Source organism: Psychroflexus montanilacus (genome assembly GCF_020164535.1).
Lineage (GTDB): Bacteria > Bacteroidota > Bacteroidia > Flavobacteriales > Flavobacteriaceae > Psychroflexus > Psychroflexus montanilacus.
In genome coordinates, this window is sequence record NZ_JAIQZC010000004.1 from 253,043 (window position 1) to 271,445 (window position 18,403).

Annotated in this window: 19 protein-coding genes and 1 riboswitch; of the genes, 9 read left to right on the forward strand and 10 right to left on the reverse strand. The window is 37.4% G+C overall.

Going from position 1 to position 18,403, the window contains the following annotated elements:
• The first annotated feature begins 9 nt into the window (after nucleotides 1–9).
• Entirely contained in the window at nucleotides 10–918 is a 909-nt protein-coding gene (gene hemC, locus LB454_RS12155) for a hydroxymethylbilane synthase (protein ID WP_224464946.1), read from the forward strand.
• 1 nt (nucleotide 919) lies between these two features.
• Complete coding sequence (locus tag LB454_RS12160) at nucleotides 920–1,567, forward strand: uroporphyrinogen-III synthase (protein WP_224464947.1); 648 nt, start codon at nucleotides 920–922, stop codon at nucleotides 1,565–1,567.
• Here LB454_RS12160 and LB454_RS12165 read toward each other — a convergent pair whose 3' ends face one another.
• The 3 genes from LB454_RS12165 to LB454_RS12175 all read right to left on the reverse strand — a co-directional run bounded on the left by LB454_RS12165 (nucleotide 1,568) and on the right by LB454_RS12175 (nucleotide 6,420).
• Nucleotides 1,568–2,755, reverse strand: a complete 1,188-nt coding sequence (locus LB454_RS12165; protein ID WP_224464948.1) for an endonuclease/exonuclease/phosphatase family protein — start codon at nucleotides 2,753–2,755, stop codon at nucleotides 1,568–1,570. It lies immediately after the preceding gene.
• Between the two features lie 274 nt (nucleotides 2,756–3,029).
• The gene (locus tag LB454_RS12170; RefSeq protein WP_224464949.1) at nucleotides 3,030–5,090 is read right to left on the reverse strand and encodes a M16 family metallopeptidase; all 2,061 of its coding nucleotides are present in this window, start codon (nucleotides 5,088–5,090) and stop codon (nucleotides 3,030–3,032) included.
• 10 nt (nucleotides 5,091–5,100) lie between these two features.
• Nucleotides 5,101–6,420: a M16 family metallopeptidase gene (locus LB454_RS12175; RefSeq protein WP_224464950.1), complete on the reverse strand. Its 1,320-nt coding sequence runs from the start codon at nucleotides 6,418–6,420 to the stop codon at nucleotides 5,101–5,103.
• Nucleotides 6,421–6,585: 165 nt separating this feature from the next.
• On the opposite strand from LB454_RS12175, the gene LB454_RS12180 reads away from it, so the two are divergent.
• The 3 genes from LB454_RS12180 to rpmA all read left to right on the forward strand — a co-directional run bounded on the left by LB454_RS12180 (nucleotide 6,586) and on the right by rpmA (nucleotide 7,910).
• Nucleotides 6,586–7,026: a DUF4199 domain-containing protein gene (locus tag LB454_RS12180; RefSeq protein ID WP_224464951.1), complete on the forward strand. Its 441-nt coding sequence runs from the start codon at nucleotides 6,586–6,588 to the stop codon at nucleotides 7,024–7,026.
• Between the two features lie 87 nt (nucleotides 7,027–7,113).
• Nucleotides 7,114–7,626, forward strand: coding sequence for a 50S ribosomal protein L21 (gene rplU, locus LB454_RS12185; RefSeq protein WP_224464952.1), 513 nt, complete (start codon nucleotides 7,114–7,116; stop codon nucleotides 7,624–7,626).
• A gap of 23 nt (nucleotides 7,627–7,649) precedes the next feature.
• A complete protein-coding gene (rpmA, locus tag LB454_RS12190) occupies nucleotides 7,650–7,910 on the forward strand; it encodes a 50S ribosomal protein L27 (protein ID WP_224464953.1) in 261 nt (86 codons plus the stop codon).
• A gap of 117 nt (nucleotides 7,911–8,027) precedes the next feature.
• Here rpmA and LB454_RS12195 read toward each other — a convergent pair whose 3' ends face one another.
• The 7 genes from LB454_RS12195 to recA form a co-directional block, all read right to left on the reverse strand.
• A complete protein-coding gene (locus LB454_RS12195) occupies nucleotides 8,028–8,465 on the reverse strand; it encodes a hypothetical protein (protein ID WP_224464954.1) in 438 nt (145 codons plus the stop codon).
• Nucleotides 8,466–8,471: 6 nt separating this feature from the next.
• Nucleotides 8,472–8,990 (reverse strand): acyl-CoA thioesterase, encoded by a 519-nt coding sequence (locus LB454_RS12200; protein ID WP_224464955.1) that lies wholly within the window; start codon nucleotides 8,988–8,990, stop codon nucleotides 8,472–8,474.
• A 43-nt stretch (nucleotides 8,991–9,033) separates the two neighbouring features.
• Entirely contained in the window at nucleotides 9,034–10,026 is a 993-nt protein-coding gene (locus LB454_RS12205) for an HU domain-containing protein (RefSeq protein WP_224464956.1), read from the reverse strand.
• Nucleotides 10,027–10,091: 65 nt separating this feature from the next.
• Nucleotides 10,092–11,498: an outer membrane beta-barrel protein gene (locus LB454_RS12210; protein WP_224464957.1), complete on the reverse strand. Its 1,407-nt coding sequence runs from the start codon at nucleotides 11,496–11,498 to the stop codon at nucleotides 10,092–10,094.
• Nucleotides 11,499–12,053, reverse strand: coding sequence for an RNA polymerase sigma factor (locus LB454_RS12215; RefSeq protein ID WP_224464958.1), 555 nt, complete (start codon nucleotides 12,051–12,053; stop codon nucleotides 11,499–11,501).
• A complete protein-coding gene (locus LB454_RS12220) occupies nucleotides 12,054–12,479 on the reverse strand; it encodes a hypothetical protein (protein ID WP_224464959.1) in 426 nt (141 codons plus the stop codon).
• A 120-nt stretch (nucleotides 12,480–12,599) separates the two neighbouring features.
• The gene (gene recA, locus LB454_RS12225) at nucleotides 12,600–13,622 is read right to left on the reverse strand and encodes a recombinase RecA (protein WP_224464960.1); all 1,023 of its coding nucleotides are present in this window, start codon (nucleotides 13,620–13,622) and stop codon (nucleotides 12,600–12,602) included.
• Between the two features lie 434 nt (nucleotides 13,623–14,056).
• Nucleotides 14,057–14,157: riboswitch (SAM riboswitch) on the forward strand.
• Between the two features lie 234 nt (nucleotides 14,158–14,391).
• Here recA and LB454_RS12230 point away from each other — a divergent pair.
• Genes LB454_RS12230 through LB454_RS12245 form a run of 4 tightly spaced genes read left to right on the forward strand, consistent with a single transcriptional unit; the run spans nucleotide 14,392 to nucleotide 18,361 of the window.
• Nucleotides 14,392–15,696: an O-acetylhomoserine aminocarboxypropyltransferase/cysteine synthase family protein gene (locus LB454_RS12230; protein ID WP_224464961.1), complete on the forward strand. Its 1,305-nt coding sequence runs from the start codon at nucleotides 14,392–14,394 to the stop codon at nucleotides 15,694–15,696.
• Nucleotides 15,697–15,708: 12 nt separating this feature from the next.
• Nucleotides 15,709–16,173: an OsmC family protein gene (locus LB454_RS12235; RefSeq protein ID WP_224464962.1), complete on the forward strand. Its 465-nt coding sequence runs from the start codon at nucleotides 15,709–15,711 to the stop codon at nucleotides 16,171–16,173.
• Nucleotides 16,166–17,176 carry a homoserine O-acetyltransferase family protein gene (locus LB454_RS12240; protein WP_224464963.1) on the forward strand — a complete coding sequence of 337 codons (1,011 nt, stop codon included), beginning with the start codon at nucleotides 16,166–16,168 and terminating at the stop codon, nucleotides 17,174–17,176. Before LB454_RS12235 ends, LB454_RS12240 begins: the two co-directional genes overlap by 8 nt.
• A gap of 3 nt (nucleotides 17,177–17,179) precedes the next feature.
• Nucleotides 17,180–18,361, forward strand: coding sequence for a homoserine dehydrogenase (locus LB454_RS12245; RefSeq protein ID WP_224464964.1), 1,182 nt, complete (start codon nucleotides 17,180–17,182; stop codon nucleotides 18,359–18,361).
• Nucleotides 18,362–18,403: the final 42 nt, after the last annotated feature.

Here is an 18,403-nt window from a genome sequence, read left to right on the forward strand (position 1 = left end):
TATTCTCTTATGTCAAAAACTATACGGATAGGAACTCGTGATAGTGAGTTAGCTTTATGGCAGGCTCATAAAGTTAAATCACTTCTGGAACGTGAAGGTTACAACCCCATTCTCAAGCCCGTCAAATCTACGGGAGATCTCAATCTAGAGCAGCCACTCTACGAGATGGGAATCACCGGCATTTTCACTAAAACCCTTGATGTTGCCTTAATAAAAGGTGACATTGACATAGCGGTCCATTCCATGAAAGATGTACCTACAGCTCTTCCAAAGGGAGTTGTAGAAGGAGCGGTTTTACCGAGAGCTAATACTAGCGATATTCTTATTCACAAGGGCTTGAATGATTTTGATTCTGAAAAAACTATTGCTACAGGTAGTTTGAGGCGAAAGGCGCAGTGGCTTAGCAAATATCCTAATCACGAGGTTGTCAATTTACGAGGTAATGTAAATACGCGGTTACAAAAATTGGATGACAGTAATTGGGCTGGAGCCATTTTTGCGGCAGCAGGCCTTGAGCGTATAGACTTAAAACCAGACAATCATATTGAACTTGACTGGATGATTCCTGCCCCTGCACAAGGAGCGATGCTGGTAGTAACCATGGATTCCAATGCAAGATGTAAAACTGCTCTGGAACCTATCAATCATGCTGAAACTGCTTTGGCGGTAAAAGTTGAACGTGAGTTTCTGAAAACATTGGAAGGCGGATGTACTGCACCAATTGGAGCACTGGCAACTGTAGAAGCCAATGAATTGAGGCTCAAAGCTGGATTGTACAGTCTGGATGGAAAAGAAAGCTATACGCTTGAAGAAACAACGCCTTTGGAACAGGTTGAAGGTTTTGGAAAACGTTGCGCTGAACTCGTCTTGAAGCAAGGTGGCGACAGGTTGATGGCAGAGCTTCGAAAAGTTTTATAGTATGCATTCTGTTCTTTCTACAAAACTACTTTCTCAGTCTCAAACAAACTTACTCCTTAACGCTGGTCTTAGTGTAACTGAGTATAATTTTATACAAACCAAAGCATTAAGCTTATCAGGATCTATTTCCGAAGACACCTATCCGAATGCAATTGTAACTAGTCAAACAACAGTAGACTTAATCAAGGACTTTAAAATTGATGCCTGCTTTTGTGTGGGAAGAAAAACTGCCTCAAAGTTGAGATCGTTTGGGTTTCCTGTAGAATGTGTTGCAGAAAGTGGGAAAGCCTTAGCTGAACGTATTCTAGAAAAGTATTCAGAACTTTCTTTCACGTTTTTTGGAAGTGCCCAAAGAAGACCAGAACTGGCAAAAATCCTTGGGAAAGCTTATATTTCTCTCTCTGAAATCTTCGTTTACGAGACCATCAAAACAGCCAAAACCTTCAACAGAGACTTTGATGCAGTGTTGTGTTTTAGCCCGATGGGAGTGGATAGTTTTTTTGAAGCAAACCCTGCTTCAACGTCTAAAGTGATTTGTATAGGAAACACCACAGCTACCCAGGCAAAGCTTTATTCCAAATCTGTTTTTATTTCCAACACAAGCAGTGTGGAAAGTGTGATTGTGAAAGCAGTGAATCTTTTGAAGTAATTAATCTTCTAAATTTATTTCAATCCAAACCATTCTGTGGTCTGAACTTGCTTCCCTGTCTTCCATCAGTTCATACAATGGCTCTCCTTCAGTAGGCCAGAAAACACCATGATCCGTTACGTTTAAGCCAGTAGACGGCAGAACATAATCGGCTCTCAGCTTCCAAAAAGCAGTGTGGTATTTGGCGTGTTCATTATTTGGACTGTGCTTTTCACCTCCTTTGCTAGATGGGGTAAATGTATTGTTGACTCTCGGATGATTTAACAAACCACGAATCCCATCGTTGATCGCATTCCCTTCATCGGGTGATGCATTTAAATCTCCCATAATGACAAAAGGCGCTTTGCCTAAAGGCCCTTTTTTATCTGTATCGTCGTAAATATAGCTTCCTTCATTTTCATCAATATAATCTTTCCAAAACCTAATTTCATCATGATTTCTTTTGCCATTTCTATCTTCTTCACCATCAAAACCTGGAGGCGTAGGGTGACTGGCTAGAACATGTAAGGTCTTATCGCCTATGCTTATAGGCACATCCCAATGCGATTTTGACGACAGCCTAAAGGCTTCCCAGGCTTCGTCGCTATAGAAGTTTTCACCATCAGCAGATTTAGTTTCAAGATGGTTTGGCATGTCCTTCCATTTGAAAAATTGAAAGCTGCGAACATTTTCTTCATCAATCGGGAATTTAGATAGCAACACCATCCCGTAATGGCCTGGATACCTTCCATAACCAAAGGCATCGTTGGCTGTGCCTTCAAATTTCCCATCTCCATTGAGATCAAAAGGAGTTTCTAGACCTGTATTGGACGTTGAATAATAGTAATACGGGTAGTCGATAGCTTCTGTGCCATCTTGAGCATTATTCAAATAAGCTTTTATAAACTTTTCTATGCCCTGCTCAGGATTTTCGATATAATCAAATTCATTGAGCAGAATCACCTCAGGTCTTTTGGTTTGTATGATTTTAGCGATGTTTTTAATGTGCTGACTTTCTCCACTAGCAAGTTGGTCTATTAAAATTTGCGAAGAAACCCCATCCGCATATCTGCCCAAATAATTTTCGGATTCCATACTTACATTGAAAGTCGCGAAGGTTACTTTAGACTGTTGATCTGTTGAGTTTGGAGTCTTGCAATGTACCAAGAGCAAAACTATTGAAGACAGCAGTATATAGTTGTAATTCATGTCATGAGTTTTTGAACCTGCAAGTCTACAATAATAGGTGTATACATACTTTTCTAAATCATTAATTATTTGAGTTCAAGGTCCTAAATGACCTTTTTGAATTAGCAAAACTGAAAATCCAGGTATCCAATTGACGACTTTAAAAATTATATATTGGCAATTACTTAACCCCTTAATCAGCTCCTAATTAAAATTTTAATTTAGAATTCGCATAACAGAATAAACAAAAAATCCCGCTGAATAGCGGGATTTTGGTTTCAAAGAAAATTGAAATTTATTCGAAGTCTGCAGCAGTCACGCCTTCGTTAAATTTAACCTCTTCCATTTTGATGTCGATGGTTTGCGGACCTAAATTTTGACTTAAAGTCATAGGTAGCAACACCCCATTCTTTTCAGTATAGTCTTTGTAAGAAATGGTAATCGTCATTTTTTGACCCATTTGCTCCGCCACTGTTTCAGTTGCAAGTTTTAATCCTGAATCAACACTATAAAATTCTTTAGCATTTTCAGTCAGTTGCACTGTATAAGCATCTTCTCCATCAACAGATTCGATACCTGTTAACTTTGCACCTTCAGAAACTTTCATTTCCGGGAAGGTTCCAGAAGTTACTTTTAAGTCTTTCACTTGTTGCTCATTAAGATCAATTTTTTGACCCTGAGCAGAAGCGTAACCTTTTTCACCATCAAAAACTTGTTTGTTTAAGGTCATACCGTTCATTTCAACAAGCGTTAGCGACTTCCCTTCCTGGGTAGCCTTGCTCGTGAAAGAGATCGACATACCTTGTACAGACGCGCTTCCTTTCATCATCATAGTTTCGACTTTAGAAAGGGTTTCTTTGCCTCCAATAGCCTGCAGATAATCGTTGTAAACCGTTTCGACAGTGACTCCCTCTGGAAGTTCTTTTTTAAATTCAGGTTTGTCTACTTTTTCAGTTTCTTTATTGAAGTAAAGCACTGGGATTTTCTTGCCTTTGAATTCTACCGTCTCAAGATTTTCAATCACTTCGGATCCTTTTCCGGCAACTACGATTTGCATTTGATCTGTTTTCAGATATTTTTTGGCAACTCGCTGGATATCTTCCTGTGTCACCGCGTTGATTTTTTCAAGATACGTTTCGTAAAAATCTTTATCTAGTCCTTCAGTTTCAATATTGAGAGCATAATTAGCTATTGTAGAAGGTTGTTCTAACCTCATTACAAAAGACCCTGCAAATTTCTTTTTAGTATCCTCAAGTTTATCTGCATCAACTTCTTCGTTGCGAATTCTATCAATTTCTTTGATAAATTCAACCACAGCACTATCAGTCACTGCATTTCTTACGCTTGCTGAAGCTCTAAATCTTGAAGCATACCGACTATCACCTACACTTGATCTAGCTCCATAAGTATAGCCCTTATCTTCTCTCAAATTCATATTAAGATAGCTGCCAAAACTCCCTCCCAGGATTTGATTCATTACAATAACTGGAAAATAATCAGCATCCGCCATCTTCAAGTCAACTGTATTTTGCACAATAATTTCACTCTGCACAGCATTGGGCATATCAACAAAATTGATTTGAGTGTATTGAGCTGGCTTAACGGATGGAATCGATGTGTTTGGAGGTGTAGCTTTTTTCCACTTTCCAAATGTATTTTTTACAATTTTCTTGGCATCCTTTTTAGTAATGTCACCAACTAAAACTAAGTAAGAGTTTTCTGGGACAAAGTAGTTTTTGTAAGCATTTTGAACATCTTCCAGGGTAATGTCTTCTACAGTTTTAGTAGAAACGTATTGGCCATATGGATGATTAGATCCGTATGCCTGACTAGAACTTAATCTGTTTGCAATAGTACCAACATCATTTTGTTCAGATTTTAAACTTTCGATTAGTTTTGTTTTTTCACTTTCAAATTCTTCCTGTGTGAACTTTGGTTTTAAGGCACCTTCGGCCATCAATTCCATAACTCTTGGGAAAAATTTTGATAATGAACTCGCGAAAGCACTTTCTGCACCGTAGCTTAATCTTGCTCCTAAGAAATCGATTTCTTCATTAAATTCATCTTTGCTAGTTTCCTGAGTTCCTGTACCCAATAGACTAGATACCATAGTTTTGGTGCCAGGTTTCTTTTCTGTATAAGGTTTGTTGTCAATGATAAGTCGCGCAGAAACTCTTGGGAGTTTGTCATTTTCCACAACAAGGACTTTAAGTCCGTTGCTTAAGGTAAATGTTTCTGGCTCACCGATATTAATAGTCGGCGCTGGGCCTGGTTTAGGCATTTGGGATCTGTCTATCTGAGCAGACATACTAGTACCAACCAAGCATACTAAAAGTATTGCAATTATATTTTTCATTTTGATTTTTTTATTCGTTTGATTCGGGTAAATAATCTAGCTCTAGTCTTTGGTTCTCTTGTAGATATTTATTTGCTACCTCTTTGATCTCCTCTCTGGTAATGCTTCTGTAGATTTCAATTTCTTCGTTGATCAAATTTGTATTACCGTAAAGCATCTGGTAAGTAGCCAAAGATGCAGCAATACCTTGAATGCTAGCATTAGAATTTACAAATTGGTTTTCGAATTTATTTTGAAGTTTTTGATACTCTCTTTCCGAGATCAATTCTGTTTGAAGTTTTTCAATTTCTTCATCCATCACCTCTCTTAATTTTGAAAGTTCTACATCACCTAAAGGTAAAGCTCCAATCAAATACGTTCCATAATCTTCCTGACTTCTAGCAAAGGCTAATACTTGTAGAGCTATTTTTTCATCATCCACCATTCTTTTATACATTCTCGAACTTTTTCCATCCGTTAGAGTTGAGGAAATCATATTGAGAACGTAAGCATCCCTGTCCTTCATAGATGGAGTTCTATAAACTAGAGCCGTTAGGGGTAATTGTATGTTGCTGTCGTAATCTGTAGCTACTATTTTCTCCTGTATAGGGTCTTCTTCTATGTCAACTCTTTCTACTTCTGGTCCAGCAGAAATAGGACCAAAATAATCTTCAATCATTTTTTTGGTTTGAGCTACATCTATATCTCCAGCTACTACCAAAGTAGCATTATTTGGGATATAATACTTATCGAAAAAAGCTTTGAATTCCTCTAATTCTGCTGCATCTAGGTCTTCCATTGTCCCTATAACAGAGTTTTTATAAGGATGCTTATCAAACATGTAAGGATCCACTCCCGTTCCGTAGGCTATTTTACCATAAGGAGCATTATCAATTCTAGAACGTTTTTCTTCTTTTACTACCTCATTTTGTGTGTCCACACCAATTTGGTTGATAACCGGATGGTACATTCTTTCTGATTCCATCCAAAGTCCAAGTTCTAAGGCATTAGACGGGAAAGTTTCGTAATAGTAAGTACGGTCGTGAGTAGTGTTGGCATTGTTACTTCCGCCGTTGGCAGAAACAATATCAAACCATTTACCCCTTTCGATATTCTCTGTTCCCTCGAATAGAAGGTGTTCAAAGAAATGGGCAAAACCGGTTCTTCCAGGAGCTTCGTCTTTTGCACCTACATGGTACATAACGCCAACCGTAACAACAGGAGCCGTGTTATCTTGATGTAAGATCACTTGCAAACCATTGTCTAAGTTGTATTCTGTAAATTCCACTTTCTGAGCTTGAGCCAGAGTCATGAAAAATACAAAAACGGATAACATAATAGTCTTAGTCATTTTTATATTGTTTTGATTTATGATTAATGAGTCTAAAAATATGAAAATTGTTACATAATTTTTTGATTACTTTTTATTATTTTGGAATACTTAAGACTTTATTAATTCACTAATAAAATTCTTATCCAACCCGAAATTTAATATATTAGCAAATAAAACTAACTCATGAGTCGATTTGTACTTTCGGTAAGATTTGGAATAGCGTTAACATCGTCGTTGATAGCTTATTTTCTAGTATTGTCTTTATTTGGTTTACATACTAATCCTTTTTTCAGTTTATTTAATGGAGTCATAACAGGTTTTGCTATTTATGAAGCTATTAGGTATAAAAGAATTGAGTTAAAATCAGGCTATTCGTATACTGCAGGCTTCCAGGCTGGTATCGTTACCGGTTTTTTAGCAACGATAGTGTTTACAGCCTTTATGGCAGTCTATGTAACCGAAGTAGATCCAGATTTCATCAGCAAAATTGCAGAAACCTTTTCTAAGTCTTACAATATAGGTGTTGGAGTATTTAGCTTTACAGTATTATTATCGGGATTGGCTACCACAATTGTACTCACTCTTTCTTTTATGCAGCTCTTCAAGCATAAGTTAAAAGAGTAATTTTTTCAATAGAAGTTTTTTGTTGACAGTTATTTTTAAAATACTATATTTGCAAACTATTTAGTAAAAATTAAATAACTAAACACTATGTATGCAATTGTAGAGATAGCAGGGCAGCAATTCAAAGTTGCGAAAGACCAGAAAGTGTTTGTTCATCGTTTAAAAGAAGACGAAGGTGCTGATGTATCTTTTGATAAAGTTCTTTTACATGCAGACGGTGACAACATTACTCTAGGCGCCCCGGCTATAGATGGTGCTTCTGTTAGCGCAAAAGTCGTTAAGCACTTGAAAGGAGACAAAGTTATTGTCTTCAAAAAGAAAAGAAGAAAAGGATACCGTAAGAAAAATGGCCATCGCCAGTATCTTACTGAAATCCACATTGGAGACATATCAGTTTCTGGTGGTTCTAAAAAATCTACTTCAGCTTCTAAGAAAAAGGAAGAGCCTAAAAAAGAGGAAAAGAAAGTAGAGAGCAAAGAAACTACTACAGACTTAAGCAAGCACACTGTTGCTGAGCTTAAAGAAATGGCTAAAGATAGAGGCCTTGAAGGATATTCTGCTTTGAAAAAAGCTGAATTAATTGAATTATTAAGTAAGTAACATAATTACAAAAACTAAACATCATGGCACATAAGAAAGGTGTTGGAAGTTCAAAAAACGGAAGAGAATCAGAATCGAAACGTTTAGGCGTGAAGATTTTTGGAGGACAGCCTGCTGTTGCTGGTAATATTATTGTGAGACAAAGAGGAACTGCTCACAAACCTGGCGATAACGTGTATGCTGGAAAAGATCATACCTTGCATGCTAAAGTTGACGGTATTGTACATTTTAAAAAGACAAAAGACGATAAGTCGTTTGTTCACATACAACCATTTGAAGCTTAAGCAGAAAGAATTTATTACATATAAAAAGGCCCTTTGAATTAATCAAAGGGCCTTTTTTTGTGGATGTTGATGATAATATTAATAATACAATCATCTGTCTATCTTATTGCTTTAAGATTAAAACCACGCATTCCATGGAATTCTGGATAGCATAAGCAGTAGCGCTAAAGCATAAAAAATGGCTATAGTTCTAAATTTCTTGTTGGAAGCCAGTTTCTTTTTGTGTTTACTATAACCTACCGTAATGAGGACAATAGTAACAATCATTGTGAGTGGGTGTTCAACAAGGTATAGCCTTAATGTGCTATCTCCCATTACACCTTTCATCCCAACTTCAGAAAAAGCATTAAAATAAGGACTCACAAAGTAGAGAACAATTCCAATAAGCAATTGAAGATGTGAAACAATGAGTGTAAACAAAGAAATTCTAAAATCTTGAGGGCCAAATGGTTTTTTGCCAAGTGTTTTTATAATGGCATTAAAAGCAGCCAAGGTAAGGACCAAAACCACTAGATAGGCCCAATAGGAGTGAACAATCTGTATAACTTCGTACATAGTATTTTATTTATCGTTTTCAAATAAAGCTTTTAGCTCTGTTGCGTCTTTTGGTTTCATCTTACCTGCGAGTACCAGGCTTAATTGCTTACGTCTTAACGCCGCATCGTATCTCTCTTTTTCTAGTTTAGTCTGAGGTTCTAGCTTTGGAACAGGCACAGGGTTGCCAGTATCGTCTACAGCAACAAATGTGTATATGGCCTCATTGGCTTTCGACCTTCTTCCACTCTCTCTATCTTCAATCCATACGTCTAAAAAGATCTCCATAGAGGTTTTAAAATTTCTTGAAACTTTTGCCTCTACAGTAACTACACTTCCCAGTGGAACTGCTTTATTGAAGGCAACATGATTCACGGAGGCTGTAACCACAATTCGTCTAGAATGTCTTCGAGCTGCTATACTTGCTGCCCGATCCATTCTCGCCAGAAGCTCTCCTCCAAATAAATTATTAAGGGGATTGGTTTCACTTGGGAGAACTAAATCTGTAAGGACGGTTTTGGATTCTTCAGGATATTTTACTTCCATTTATTTTTTTTGCAAAGATAGGTTTTGTAGTGTTAACCCAAGCTTAAAGTTGCTTTACATACAACCAGGCTTCTGGATTTTCTATGACCTTTATTTTTCTCAGTTGTTGTAAAGCCTCCCCTTTTTGAACATAACTTGCAAAGACCACCTGATGGAGACCGTACGCATTCTTTCCAATCAAAGCAGCATCATAACCCTTTGCTTTTAAAAGTTCAACCTTTTTCTTGGCGTTATTTTCTATACGAAAAGCACCTGCCACAATGTGATATTTTGGCAAAATGGTTTCTGTTTTGGCAGTGTTGAGTGGTAACTCTGATAATGTATAACTGAACTCTGCACTTTGAATCCTTTCTTGTAAGAGGGATTCAGCTTTTTGAGATTCGGTGTCGTTAAACGAGACAACATAATTATTATACTGATATAAACCTGCAAAACTCGCGATACTTAAAGCTATTACACCCACAGCAGCGTATTTTAGATAAGGCCTGCTTTTCTTTTCTTCTGAATGATGGTCTAATGGATAAACCGGTGATATTAACTGATCTTCTGGTTTATTTTCCAGTACTAATGCTTCCTTTTCTTCATCAGTTTGAATTTCCTCTTTACTGCTGATTGTTTTGCTTACTTCATTAAGTTTTAACTCATCTAAACCAAAAGACTCTACAAAGTAATTGATGGTGTTGTATGGCTCAAAAGAGAGATTATCTTCCTTGTCCAGGTAAAACTTTCCTAGTTTAGGAATTTCTAAAACACGATCTACTTGTAAGGCCGTTTGAAAATCATTTACAAAAAGTTGAATCTTATGTTTCGCACTCTCAAAATCCATGGACTCGGCTTTGGCTATGGTTTCTGCCAAAAGTCCATCATGATTCTGGATGGCCTTGTTAAAAGTAATTTTCCTGGAAGGAGGTGTAAATTTATGGGTGTCTGGGTGGTAAACTGTTGTGTTCTTCTGAGTAACAAAAGCACCAAATCCAGGGACTATCACACACTCATATCTATATAGTAATTGCTGTATATATGCTTCAACTCTCATATAAACAAAGTTAATTTTTTTACTTACATAAGCAACAAGCTAACTCTATTTTGAGAGATATATTTCTAAAATTTGAATTTAATCCCTGAATAAATACCGAAAAAATAAGGTTGAAAGTTGGACGTGTTAGCTTCAAATGTATTGATTTGATACATAAACTTAGGTTCCAGATTGAAGGATACAGTTTTAGAAAAATTATAATCCATCCCTACACCTAAATTGGCACTAAAGCTGAAGGAATTGAGATTATCTGCCTCACCTATGCTAGAAGACCGTCCATTGTCTTCAAAGAAGATTTCATTATTATTCAATACATACGTACTTGCTCCACCCAATACATGCAACCCGATTTTTTTATCGAGAATCGCATACTCTATTTCCAAGGGCACCTCAACAAATCCAAGTTCATGATTAATTGCACCAACAGGACTTAAGTCTGATGGTGTGTTCGTAAAAGAGGAGCCACTCGCTTCACTCATGGGCGCATTCCTACTACTTACACCACTATTCACAGCAGAAACCAGCGCAACTTCTCCTATGAGGTTGTTTTTGATACTTAAATTACTAGAACCCTCTGCCCTGAATGATGAAGAGGTTGAAGATAAGATAACATCCTGAGTATTGTATCCCATAGCAACTTGGTTCACACCAGTTCTTATTTTCATCTTTTTATTTATAGCATAAGCTACATTTACACCAAAAGAGACATTTGCATTACTGGATGTTTTTCCTTGAAGACTAGGCTCAACAGGGTTACCACCGTTTAAAGAATTCATAAAAACTGGAGCCACGTTGGGTTTTACTTCCCAGGGTCTGTCAACTGTATTGTCATCTTCTAAAGCTAGGAGGTCATCATCTTCTATAGCATCAAATAAAGATTTCTTTTTGACCGTGTTTTCTTTTAATAATACATTGTCAGATTTAACATCTTCAATAAGAGATGAAACACGTAATGCATTTGTAAAAGAATTTACAGCAGATCTGTTTAAAAGATTAACTGATGGGGATGATCTTTCTGCGAGCTGATTTTTTTCATATATAGAGGAAGCATTGGTGTAGTTTTGTGAGCTGTTGTTAGAAGGACTTGTTGTCTCTGTTTCAGAAACCTGAAAAGCGAAACGCGTTTCCAAAGAATTTTCTATAGTTGATAAGTTTTGGTTGACTGACGAAAAACTATACTGACTAGGAATTACTTCTAAAGAATTTGAAGTCGATTTAATTTTTGAATTCGTCTCCGATGAAAGAGATGAATTCAAACCTAAAGAACTATAATAATACCCGCCTAATGCACTAAATATCATCAAAATCGCTGCTACTGAAGCAGCCTGCCACCAAAAAGGAAGTAGTAGTCGACGCTTCTTTTTTTCTGATAATTTCTCTTCGATTCCATCCCAAACTTTTGGAGAAGGCGAAGCCTGAAAGTCTTTTAGACCTTCTTGAAATAACCGCTCTATAGGTTTAGAAGATTTCATTTAGTTGTGATCTATTTTGTAGGGATACGTTTCCTCTGCATTTGCCTCTGTTATTTTTTTTCGCAATATCTCTTTGGCTCTGGAAAGATTAGACTTAGATGTCCCTTCTGTAATTTGAAGCGTTTCTGCAATTTCTCTATGTGAAAACCCGTCTAAAGTATAGAGGTTAAAAACCATTCTATAACGATCTGGTAGAGTTTGAATACAATTCAAAAGAAACTGTAAGGAGTAGCTTTCGTCTTCTACATAAACATCTTCAGCTTTAAGGGCTTCTTCGTTCACCAATTCAAACACCTTCTGTTTTCTATATCGCTGCAAACAAATATTGATAGTGATTCGTTTTAACCAGCCTTCAAAAGAACCTTTGTGCTGAAACTGATGAATTTTTTCAAAAATGGTAATAAAAGCATCTTGTAAATTGTCTTCAGCTTCAGAATAATTCCTGGAATATTTTAAAGAAATACTAAAAAGCACATCTGCAAACATTTCGTACAACAGCTTTTGTGACGCTATGTCATTTTGTTTACAACGCTTTATTAGGTTCTTTAATTCCATTTATTCTTCTATCACAACGACATCTTTTTCTAGATAAATAGATTCTCCAACACTATCTCGATCTTGAAGGAATTTGAATGTGAAATCAGATTCAAATTCATTTGTAAAATCTATTTCCCTAGGTTCGCCTATTGCTTGCTGATTACAGTTTGATGATTGAGTAAATAATGTAATTGCTCGCACAAAGTACAAACTATCTCCCTGATTTACAGCTTCAAAATTAGAAAATGTGTGACAATCTGAATCTTTTTCGTAAGTAATATCAAAAGTATAGGTTTCACCTACAACCATAGTATCAGGTACTTCGGCATCCAGAATTCTCGAAACTTGAGTAGATTGAAAAAAACCGTCATCATTTACTTCACAACTTACCAAAATAATTGACGCTAAGAAAAAGACAATAAAAAGTTTACTTAGAAATTTCATTAAAGTTTGTTTACTCTTTAGACGCTACAAGATGGATTTGGTTGCGTCTGCTTCAACAAATAAAATAAAAAACCGATGAATAATCATCGGTTTAAAACATTTGAGGAATAAGTAGTAGTCTTAATCTTCAGATTTAGCCAGTTTGATGGCCTCTACAATTTTCACTTCCAGTTCTTCCATCAATTCAGGGTTATCCAGCAATAGCGTTTTTACAGCATCACGGCCTTGTCCAAGTTTAGTGTCTTCGTAGCTAAACCAGGATCCTGCTTTTTTGATGATTTCGTAATCCACTCCAATATCGATAATTTCACCAATTTTTGAAATTCCAGTTCCATACATGATATCAAATTCTGCCATTTTGAACGGTGGTGCCACTTTATTCTTTACGACTTTCACCCGGGTTTTATTACCCATCACATCACTATTCGCATTTTTAATTTGGGTTGACCGTCTGATGTCCAGCCTTACGGATGCGTAGAACTTCAAAGCATTACCACCTGTAGTGGTTTCTGGATTTCCGAACATCACTCCAATTTTTTCTCTCAACTGGTTGATAAAAATTACCGTACAATTGGTTTTACTGATGGTTGAAGTCATTTTTCTCAAAGCCTGAGACATCAATCTAGCGTGAAGACCCATCTTGGAATCTCCCATCTCACCTTCAATCTCGCTTTTTGGCGTTAAGGCAGCTACGGAGTCAATCACAATTATATCAATTGCCCCAGAGCGAATCAAATTTTCAGTAATTTCCAGAGCCTGCTCCCCGTGGTCTGGTTGAGAAATGATAAGGTTATCTATGTCAATATTAAGATTTCTAGCATAGGTTCTGTCGAAAGCGTGTTCAGCATCAATAAAGGCTGCTATTCCACCAGCTTTCTGTGCCTCTGCAATCGCATGAAGCGTAAGCGTAGTTTTACCAGAAGATTCTGGTCCATAGATTTCGATGACTCTTCCTCTAGGATAGCCACCAACTCCCAATGCCAGGTCCAATCCTAAAGAACCAGAAGAAATTGCCTCCACATCTTGCACAGCTTGGTCGCTCATTTTCATGACCGTTCCCTTACCATACGTCTTATCTAGCTTATCCAAAGTCAATTGAAGCGCTTTTAACTTTGCATCTTTCTCGCTATTTTCTTTTGCCATATTTTTTATTGAATTCGTTTTTGTAAAAATAGTATTTCTTTTTAATATTGAACTTCAGTTACGCAACCATTCAACTTAAGCGTATCTTTACTATAAAGAACAGTATTTGAAATTTCTAATAAAAACATCTATAACCAATAAGCACGGCATCTCGGTTTCGTTTATGACCGTATGCAGCTGCAAAATCGACGGGGGCTGACGTTGTTGTATTTTTGATTAATTACAAAAAATTAAAAATGTATAACAACGAATTAGCCAAACCTTGTTGTTTTTTACAACATTTTTGAAAAAGCCCCAATACAAGGGGCTTTTTTCATTTTATAAAAATTAAAAGTTATCTATTAACAAACTTTAACAAAAAAGCTATTTTTGAGCAGCATAATTTTCAAATGCTGAATTATATTTGCATCATCATCTGCCACTTTCTGGTGTATGATTTATAAAGAAGAGGCGAGAGACAGGCTCCGCGACCCTCGGCAACCTCAACAAAATGTTGAAAGGTGCTAATTCCTGCCCAAAAAGGGAAATATAAATTATAAGAAAATGAACTTGTATTTTTTAAACACCGCGGTATCTATTCAATTCAATCTTGAATTAAATTCATCATTATCTTTTTGCACAACAACAATGCGAATGCACACGCCTATGTCGTGCTATTGTTGTATGTGCGCATAGGCTCATTTCCCGAATTTTCTAATTAACTCTAGCCTTCTGTCTTGAAGGCGTTACGAGTCGTTCAATTTTATAAACTCTTATTAATTCATTACATATGTCTACTACACTAAAATTTGAAAGTTTACAACTTCACGCTGGTCAAGAAGCAGACCCAACTACAGGCTCTATTGCAGTTCCAATTCATCAGACCTCTTCATATCAATTTCAAAATTCGAAACAAGCAGCAAGATTATTTGGACTGGAAGAATTTGGAAACATCTATACGAGAATCATGAATCCTACAACAGATGTTTTTGAAAAGAGGGTTGCTGCTCTCGAAGGTGGCGTTTCTGCTGTAGCAACCTCTTCTGGTATTGCTGCACAATTTCTTGCGCTAACTACAATTTTGCAAACCGGAGATAATTTTGTTTCTACTTCTTATGTTTACGGTGGAACCTTCAATCAATTCAATGTTACCTTCAAAAAACTTGGCATCGATGCTCGCTTTGCCAACGGTGACGAACCCAGCTCTTTTGAAGCTTTAATCGATGATAAAACCAAAGCTATCTACCTGGAAACTATAGGTAATCCAGAATTTAATATCCCAGATTTTGAAGCGATTGCTAAAATTGCTCAAAAGCATCACATCCCACTTATTGTAGATAATACATTTGGTGCTGGCGGAGCGATTGCTCAGCCTATAAAACACGGCGCCAATATTGTCACGAGTTCGGCAACCAAGTGGATTGGCGGCCATGGTAACAGCATTGGAGGAATTCTCGTAGATGCAGGAAACTTTAATTGGGGTAATGGCAAATTCCCTGGATTCACTGAGCCTTCTGAAGGTTATCATGGACTTAAATTCTGGGAGGTGTTTGGTGAAGGCAACGAACTAGGGCTGCCTAATGTCGCTTTTGCCATTAAAGCCAGAGTGGAAGGTCTAAGAGATTTTGGCCAAGCTTTGAGCCCATTTAACTCTTTCTTATTGCTTCAAGGTCTGGAAACTTTATCGCTACGAGTCGAACGCCATTCTGAAAACGCCTTAAAACTGGCCAAGTACCTGGAAAAACATCCGAAAGTAGAATATGTCAATTATCCCGGGCTGGAAAGCTCACCATATCATGAAAATGCTAAAAAGTATCTCCAGAGGGGATTTGGAGCAGTATTATCTTTTAAGCTAAAAGCGACTTTAGAAGAAGCAGACCAACTGGTGGATTCACTAAAGTTAATTATACACACGGCCAACGTGGGTGACGCTAAAACTTTGATAATTCATCCTTCTTCAACCACACACCAACAGCTCGATGAAGTCGAACAAAAAGCGGCTGGAGTATTTCCAGGATTGCTCAGAATTTCAGTAGGGATTGAGCATATAGACGACATCATCGCTGACTTGGATCAAGCCTTTTCACAACTTTAAAAACATTTAAAAATGAGTATTTCAAACTTTTCAATAAACGGAACTAGTATCAATTCTACCTTATATAAAGGGACTTCCAGACAATTTAATTTCTTGGTAGATGAGCCCAACGAACTTGGCGGCCAGGACCTGGCGGCTAATCCTGTGGAATATCTATTGGCCGGTTACGCAGGTTGCCTCAATGTGGTCATCAATCTGGTAGCTAAAGAATTGGGTATAAAACTTTACGATTTCAAAATTAACATCAATGGAAATATTGATGCAGCAAAATTTCTGGGTCACAGCGAAGATGGTAGAGCTGGTTTTCAATCTTTGGATGTGGACATTGACTTTGTTACCAATGCCACACAGGAAAGCGTGGATTTTCTTCTGAAAAACGTAAAACAAAGATGCCCTATCAATGATAACTTAAGCAATAAAACCCCCATTAATTATCACATCAACACCTCATCCTTAAAGGAAGAAATACATGCCTAAAATTTTTAAATACCAAGATCAGTTTCAACTTGAAAATGGCGAAAGCCTGCCTGAACTTGAGGTGGCCTACAACACTTTGGGTCACCTCAATGCTGAAGGCTCCAACGTCATCTGGATATGTCATGCCTTGACGGCAAATGCCCATCCCGAAGAATGGTGGCCAGGAATTTTTGATAAAGAAACAGGAATCGATCTGGATGAATACTTTGTCGTCTGTGCAAATATTCTGGGTTCTAGTTACGGAAGTACTAGCCCAAAAAGCATCAACCCAGAAACAAAGACTTCCTACGGATTGGATTTTCCAAAATTCAGCATTAGAGATATTACTAAAAGTCTGGATCTCTTAAGAGAAGATCTTGGAATTTCAAAAATTCAATACCTCATGGGTGGATCTATGGGTGGGATGCAAGCTATGGAGTGGGCTATACAAAAGCCCGATAAAATCAAAAATCTGATTTTGCTGGCCACAAGTGCTAAACATTCGTCTTGGGGTATTGCCTTTAATGAAACACAACGCATGGCCATTGAATCGGATGCTACTTTTTACGAAAACAAAGAAGAAGCAGGAAAGAAAGGACTTGAAGCCGCAAGAGCTATTGCTTTGCTGAGTTACAGAAATTACAATACATATAAAGTAACCCAAATTGACAAAGAAAACACGACAGACGATTTTAGAGCATCTTCCTATCAAAACTACCAGGGACAAAAGCTTTCGAAACGTTTTGATGCGAAATCCTATTGGTATTTATCCAAAGCCATGGACAGTCATGATGTGGGCAGAAACAGAGAAAGTCAGGAAAAGGCTTTAGCACAAGTCAAAGCCAAAACGCTGGTGATTGGGATTCAAAGCGATTTGCTATTTCCAGTAGAAGAACAGAAATTTTTAGCTAAGCACACAAGCAATAGCGCCTTAGAAATCATCGACTCTATTTATGGCCACGATGGCTTTTTGATAGAAGTGGAAAAGATAAAACAATTGATTAAAAAACATTTTAAACTATAACCAATGCCACAACAGCTTACTATTGGATTATTTGGATTTGGGAGCGTAGGTTCTGGGATATACCACCTGCTCAAAAAGAAGAGTATTCCTGAAATAAAACTTAAAACCATTGTCGTAAAAAACCCTGACAAACCCAGGTCTATACCTTCTGAACATTTTAGTTATCAACCTGAAGCTATTCTGGAAGACAGTGCCATCAACGTAGTTTTAGAATTAATCGACGATGCTGATGCAGCTTACTCTATTGTAAAGAAAGCCCTCCATGACAAAAAACATGTGATCACGGCGAACAAAAAAATGCTGGCAGAGCATTTTGAAGAGCTTGTTCATTTAGCACAGCAACAGGGTGTGAGTTTGCTTTACGAAGCTTCCGTTTGTGGTAGCATTCCTGTGATACGAACTTTGGAAGAGTCTTTTGGCTATGATCCTTTAACGTCACTTAAAGCCATAAGCAACGGAACTAGTAATTATGTGCTGACGCGTTTATTCCAAAATCCACAACCTTTTGAGGAGATCATCACCGATGCCCAAAAACATGGCTTCGCAGAATCTGATCCAACGCTGGACATTGATGGTTGGGACTCCAAATTCAAGCTTATCATAAGTAATTACCATGCCTTTGGGGCTTTGAACACGCCAAAAGACATTTTGAAGGTAGGTATTCGTCATGTCAAACCCGAAGACATTGAATTTGCCAAGGAAAAAAACTTCAGCATCAAATTGATTGGCCATTCTAAACTTGTAGACGGCAAACTCGAAGCTTACGTGGCTCCACAATTTATCCCTGCTTCTGAAGCGATTACCAACATAGCTTTTGAAAATAACGCCGTAGAAATCAATGCTGACTTTGCGCATCAGCAGGTGCTTCAGGGAAAAGGGGCCGGAAGCATTCCAACGGCTAGTGCTGTGCTTTCAGATTTGACATCATTGCTAAGAAACTATGCGTATCCGTATTCAAAAGCCAATCAAAAGCACGCCATCAAGTTTGATTCTGAAAGGCTTATCAAAGTTTACATTTCGTCTTACGACAGAGAAGACTTGCAGCCTTTTCAATTCAACACTGAAATCCTTTGTGGCACCCAAAAACACCTTCAGTATAAAATTGGAACCCTTTCCATTAAAAGCTTAAAGGAGCAGGTGAAAGACTTAAGATCTGAGGTGTTTATTGCTGTGTTTGCTGATTGAAACTGATTCTATTGAGCATTGGTAAACAAACTTTGGTAATTT

What these genes read in the sequence shown, in the direction of transcription:
- hemC (WP_224464946.1), top strand. Translation starts at nt 10, where the DNA reads ATGTCAAAAACTATACGGATAGGAACTCGTGATAGTGAGTTAGCTTTA.
- LB454_RS12160 (WP_224464947.1), top strand. Translation starts at nt 920, where the DNA reads ATGCATTCTGTTCTTTCTACAAAACTACTTTCTCAGTCTCAAACAAAC.
- LB454_RS12165 (WP_224464948.1), bottom strand. Translation starts at nt 2,755, where the DNA reads ATGAATTACAACTATATACTGCTGTCTTCAATAGTTTTGCTCTTGGTA.
- LB454_RS12170 (WP_224464949.1), bottom strand. Translation starts at nt 5,090, where the DNA reads ATGAAAAATATAATTGCAATACTTTTAGTATGCTTGGTTGGTACTAGT.
- LB454_RS12175 (WP_224464950.1), bottom strand. Translation starts at nt 6,420, where the DNA reads ATGACTAAGACTATTATGTTATCCGTTTTTGTATTTTTCATGACTCTG.
- LB454_RS12180 (WP_224464951.1), top strand. Translation starts at nt 6,586, where the DNA reads ATGAGTCGATTTGTACTTTCGGTAAGATTTGGAATAGCGTTAACATCG.
- rplU (WP_224464952.1), top strand. Translation starts at nt 7,114, where the DNA reads ATGTATGCAATTGTAGAGATAGCAGGGCAGCAATTCAAAGTTGCGAAA.
- rpmA (WP_224464953.1), top strand. Translation starts at nt 7,650, where the DNA reads ATGGCACATAAGAAAGGTGTTGGAAGTTCAAAAAACGGAAGAGAATCA.
- LB454_RS12195 (WP_224464954.1), bottom strand. Translation starts at nt 8,465, where the DNA reads ATGTACGAAGTTATACAGATTGTTCACTCCTATTGGGCCTATCTAGTG.
- LB454_RS12200 (WP_224464955.1), bottom strand. Translation starts at nt 8,990, where the DNA reads ATGGAAGTAAAATATCCTGAAGAATCCAAAACCGTCCTTACAGATTTA.
- LB454_RS12205 (WP_224464956.1), bottom strand. Translation starts at nt 10,026, where the DNA reads ATGAGAGTTGAAGCATATATACAGCAATTACTATATAGATATGAGTGT.
- LB454_RS12210 (WP_224464957.1), bottom strand. Translation starts at nt 11,498, where the DNA reads ATGAAATCTTCTAAACCTATAGAGCGGTTATTTCAAGAAGGTCTAAAA.
- LB454_RS12215 (WP_224464958.1), bottom strand. Translation starts at nt 12,053, where the DNA reads ATGGAATTAAAGAACCTAATAAAGCGTTGTAAACAAAATGACATAGCG.
- LB454_RS12220 (WP_224464959.1), bottom strand. Translation starts at nt 12,479, where the DNA reads ATGAAATTTCTAAGTAAACTTTTTATTGTCTTTTTCTTAGCGTCAATT.
- recA (WP_224464960.1), bottom strand. Translation starts at nt 13,622, where the DNA reads ATGGCAAAAGAAAATAGCGAGAAAGATGCAAAGTTAAAAGCGCTTCAA.
- LB454_RS12230 (WP_224464961.1), top strand. Translation starts at nt 14,392, where the DNA reads ATGTCTACTACACTAAAATTTGAAAGTTTACAACTTCACGCTGGTCAA.
- LB454_RS12235 (WP_224464962.1), top strand. Translation starts at nt 15,709, where the DNA reads ATGAGTATTTCAAACTTTTCAATAAACGGAACTAGTATCAATTCTACC.
- LB454_RS12240 (WP_224464963.1), top strand. Translation starts at nt 16,166, where the DNA reads ATGCCTAAAATTTTTAAATACCAAGATCAGTTTCAACTTGAAAATGGC.
- LB454_RS12245 (WP_224464964.1), top strand. Translation starts at nt 17,180, where the DNA reads ATGCCACAACAGCTTACTATTGGATTATTTGGATTTGGGAGCGTAGGT.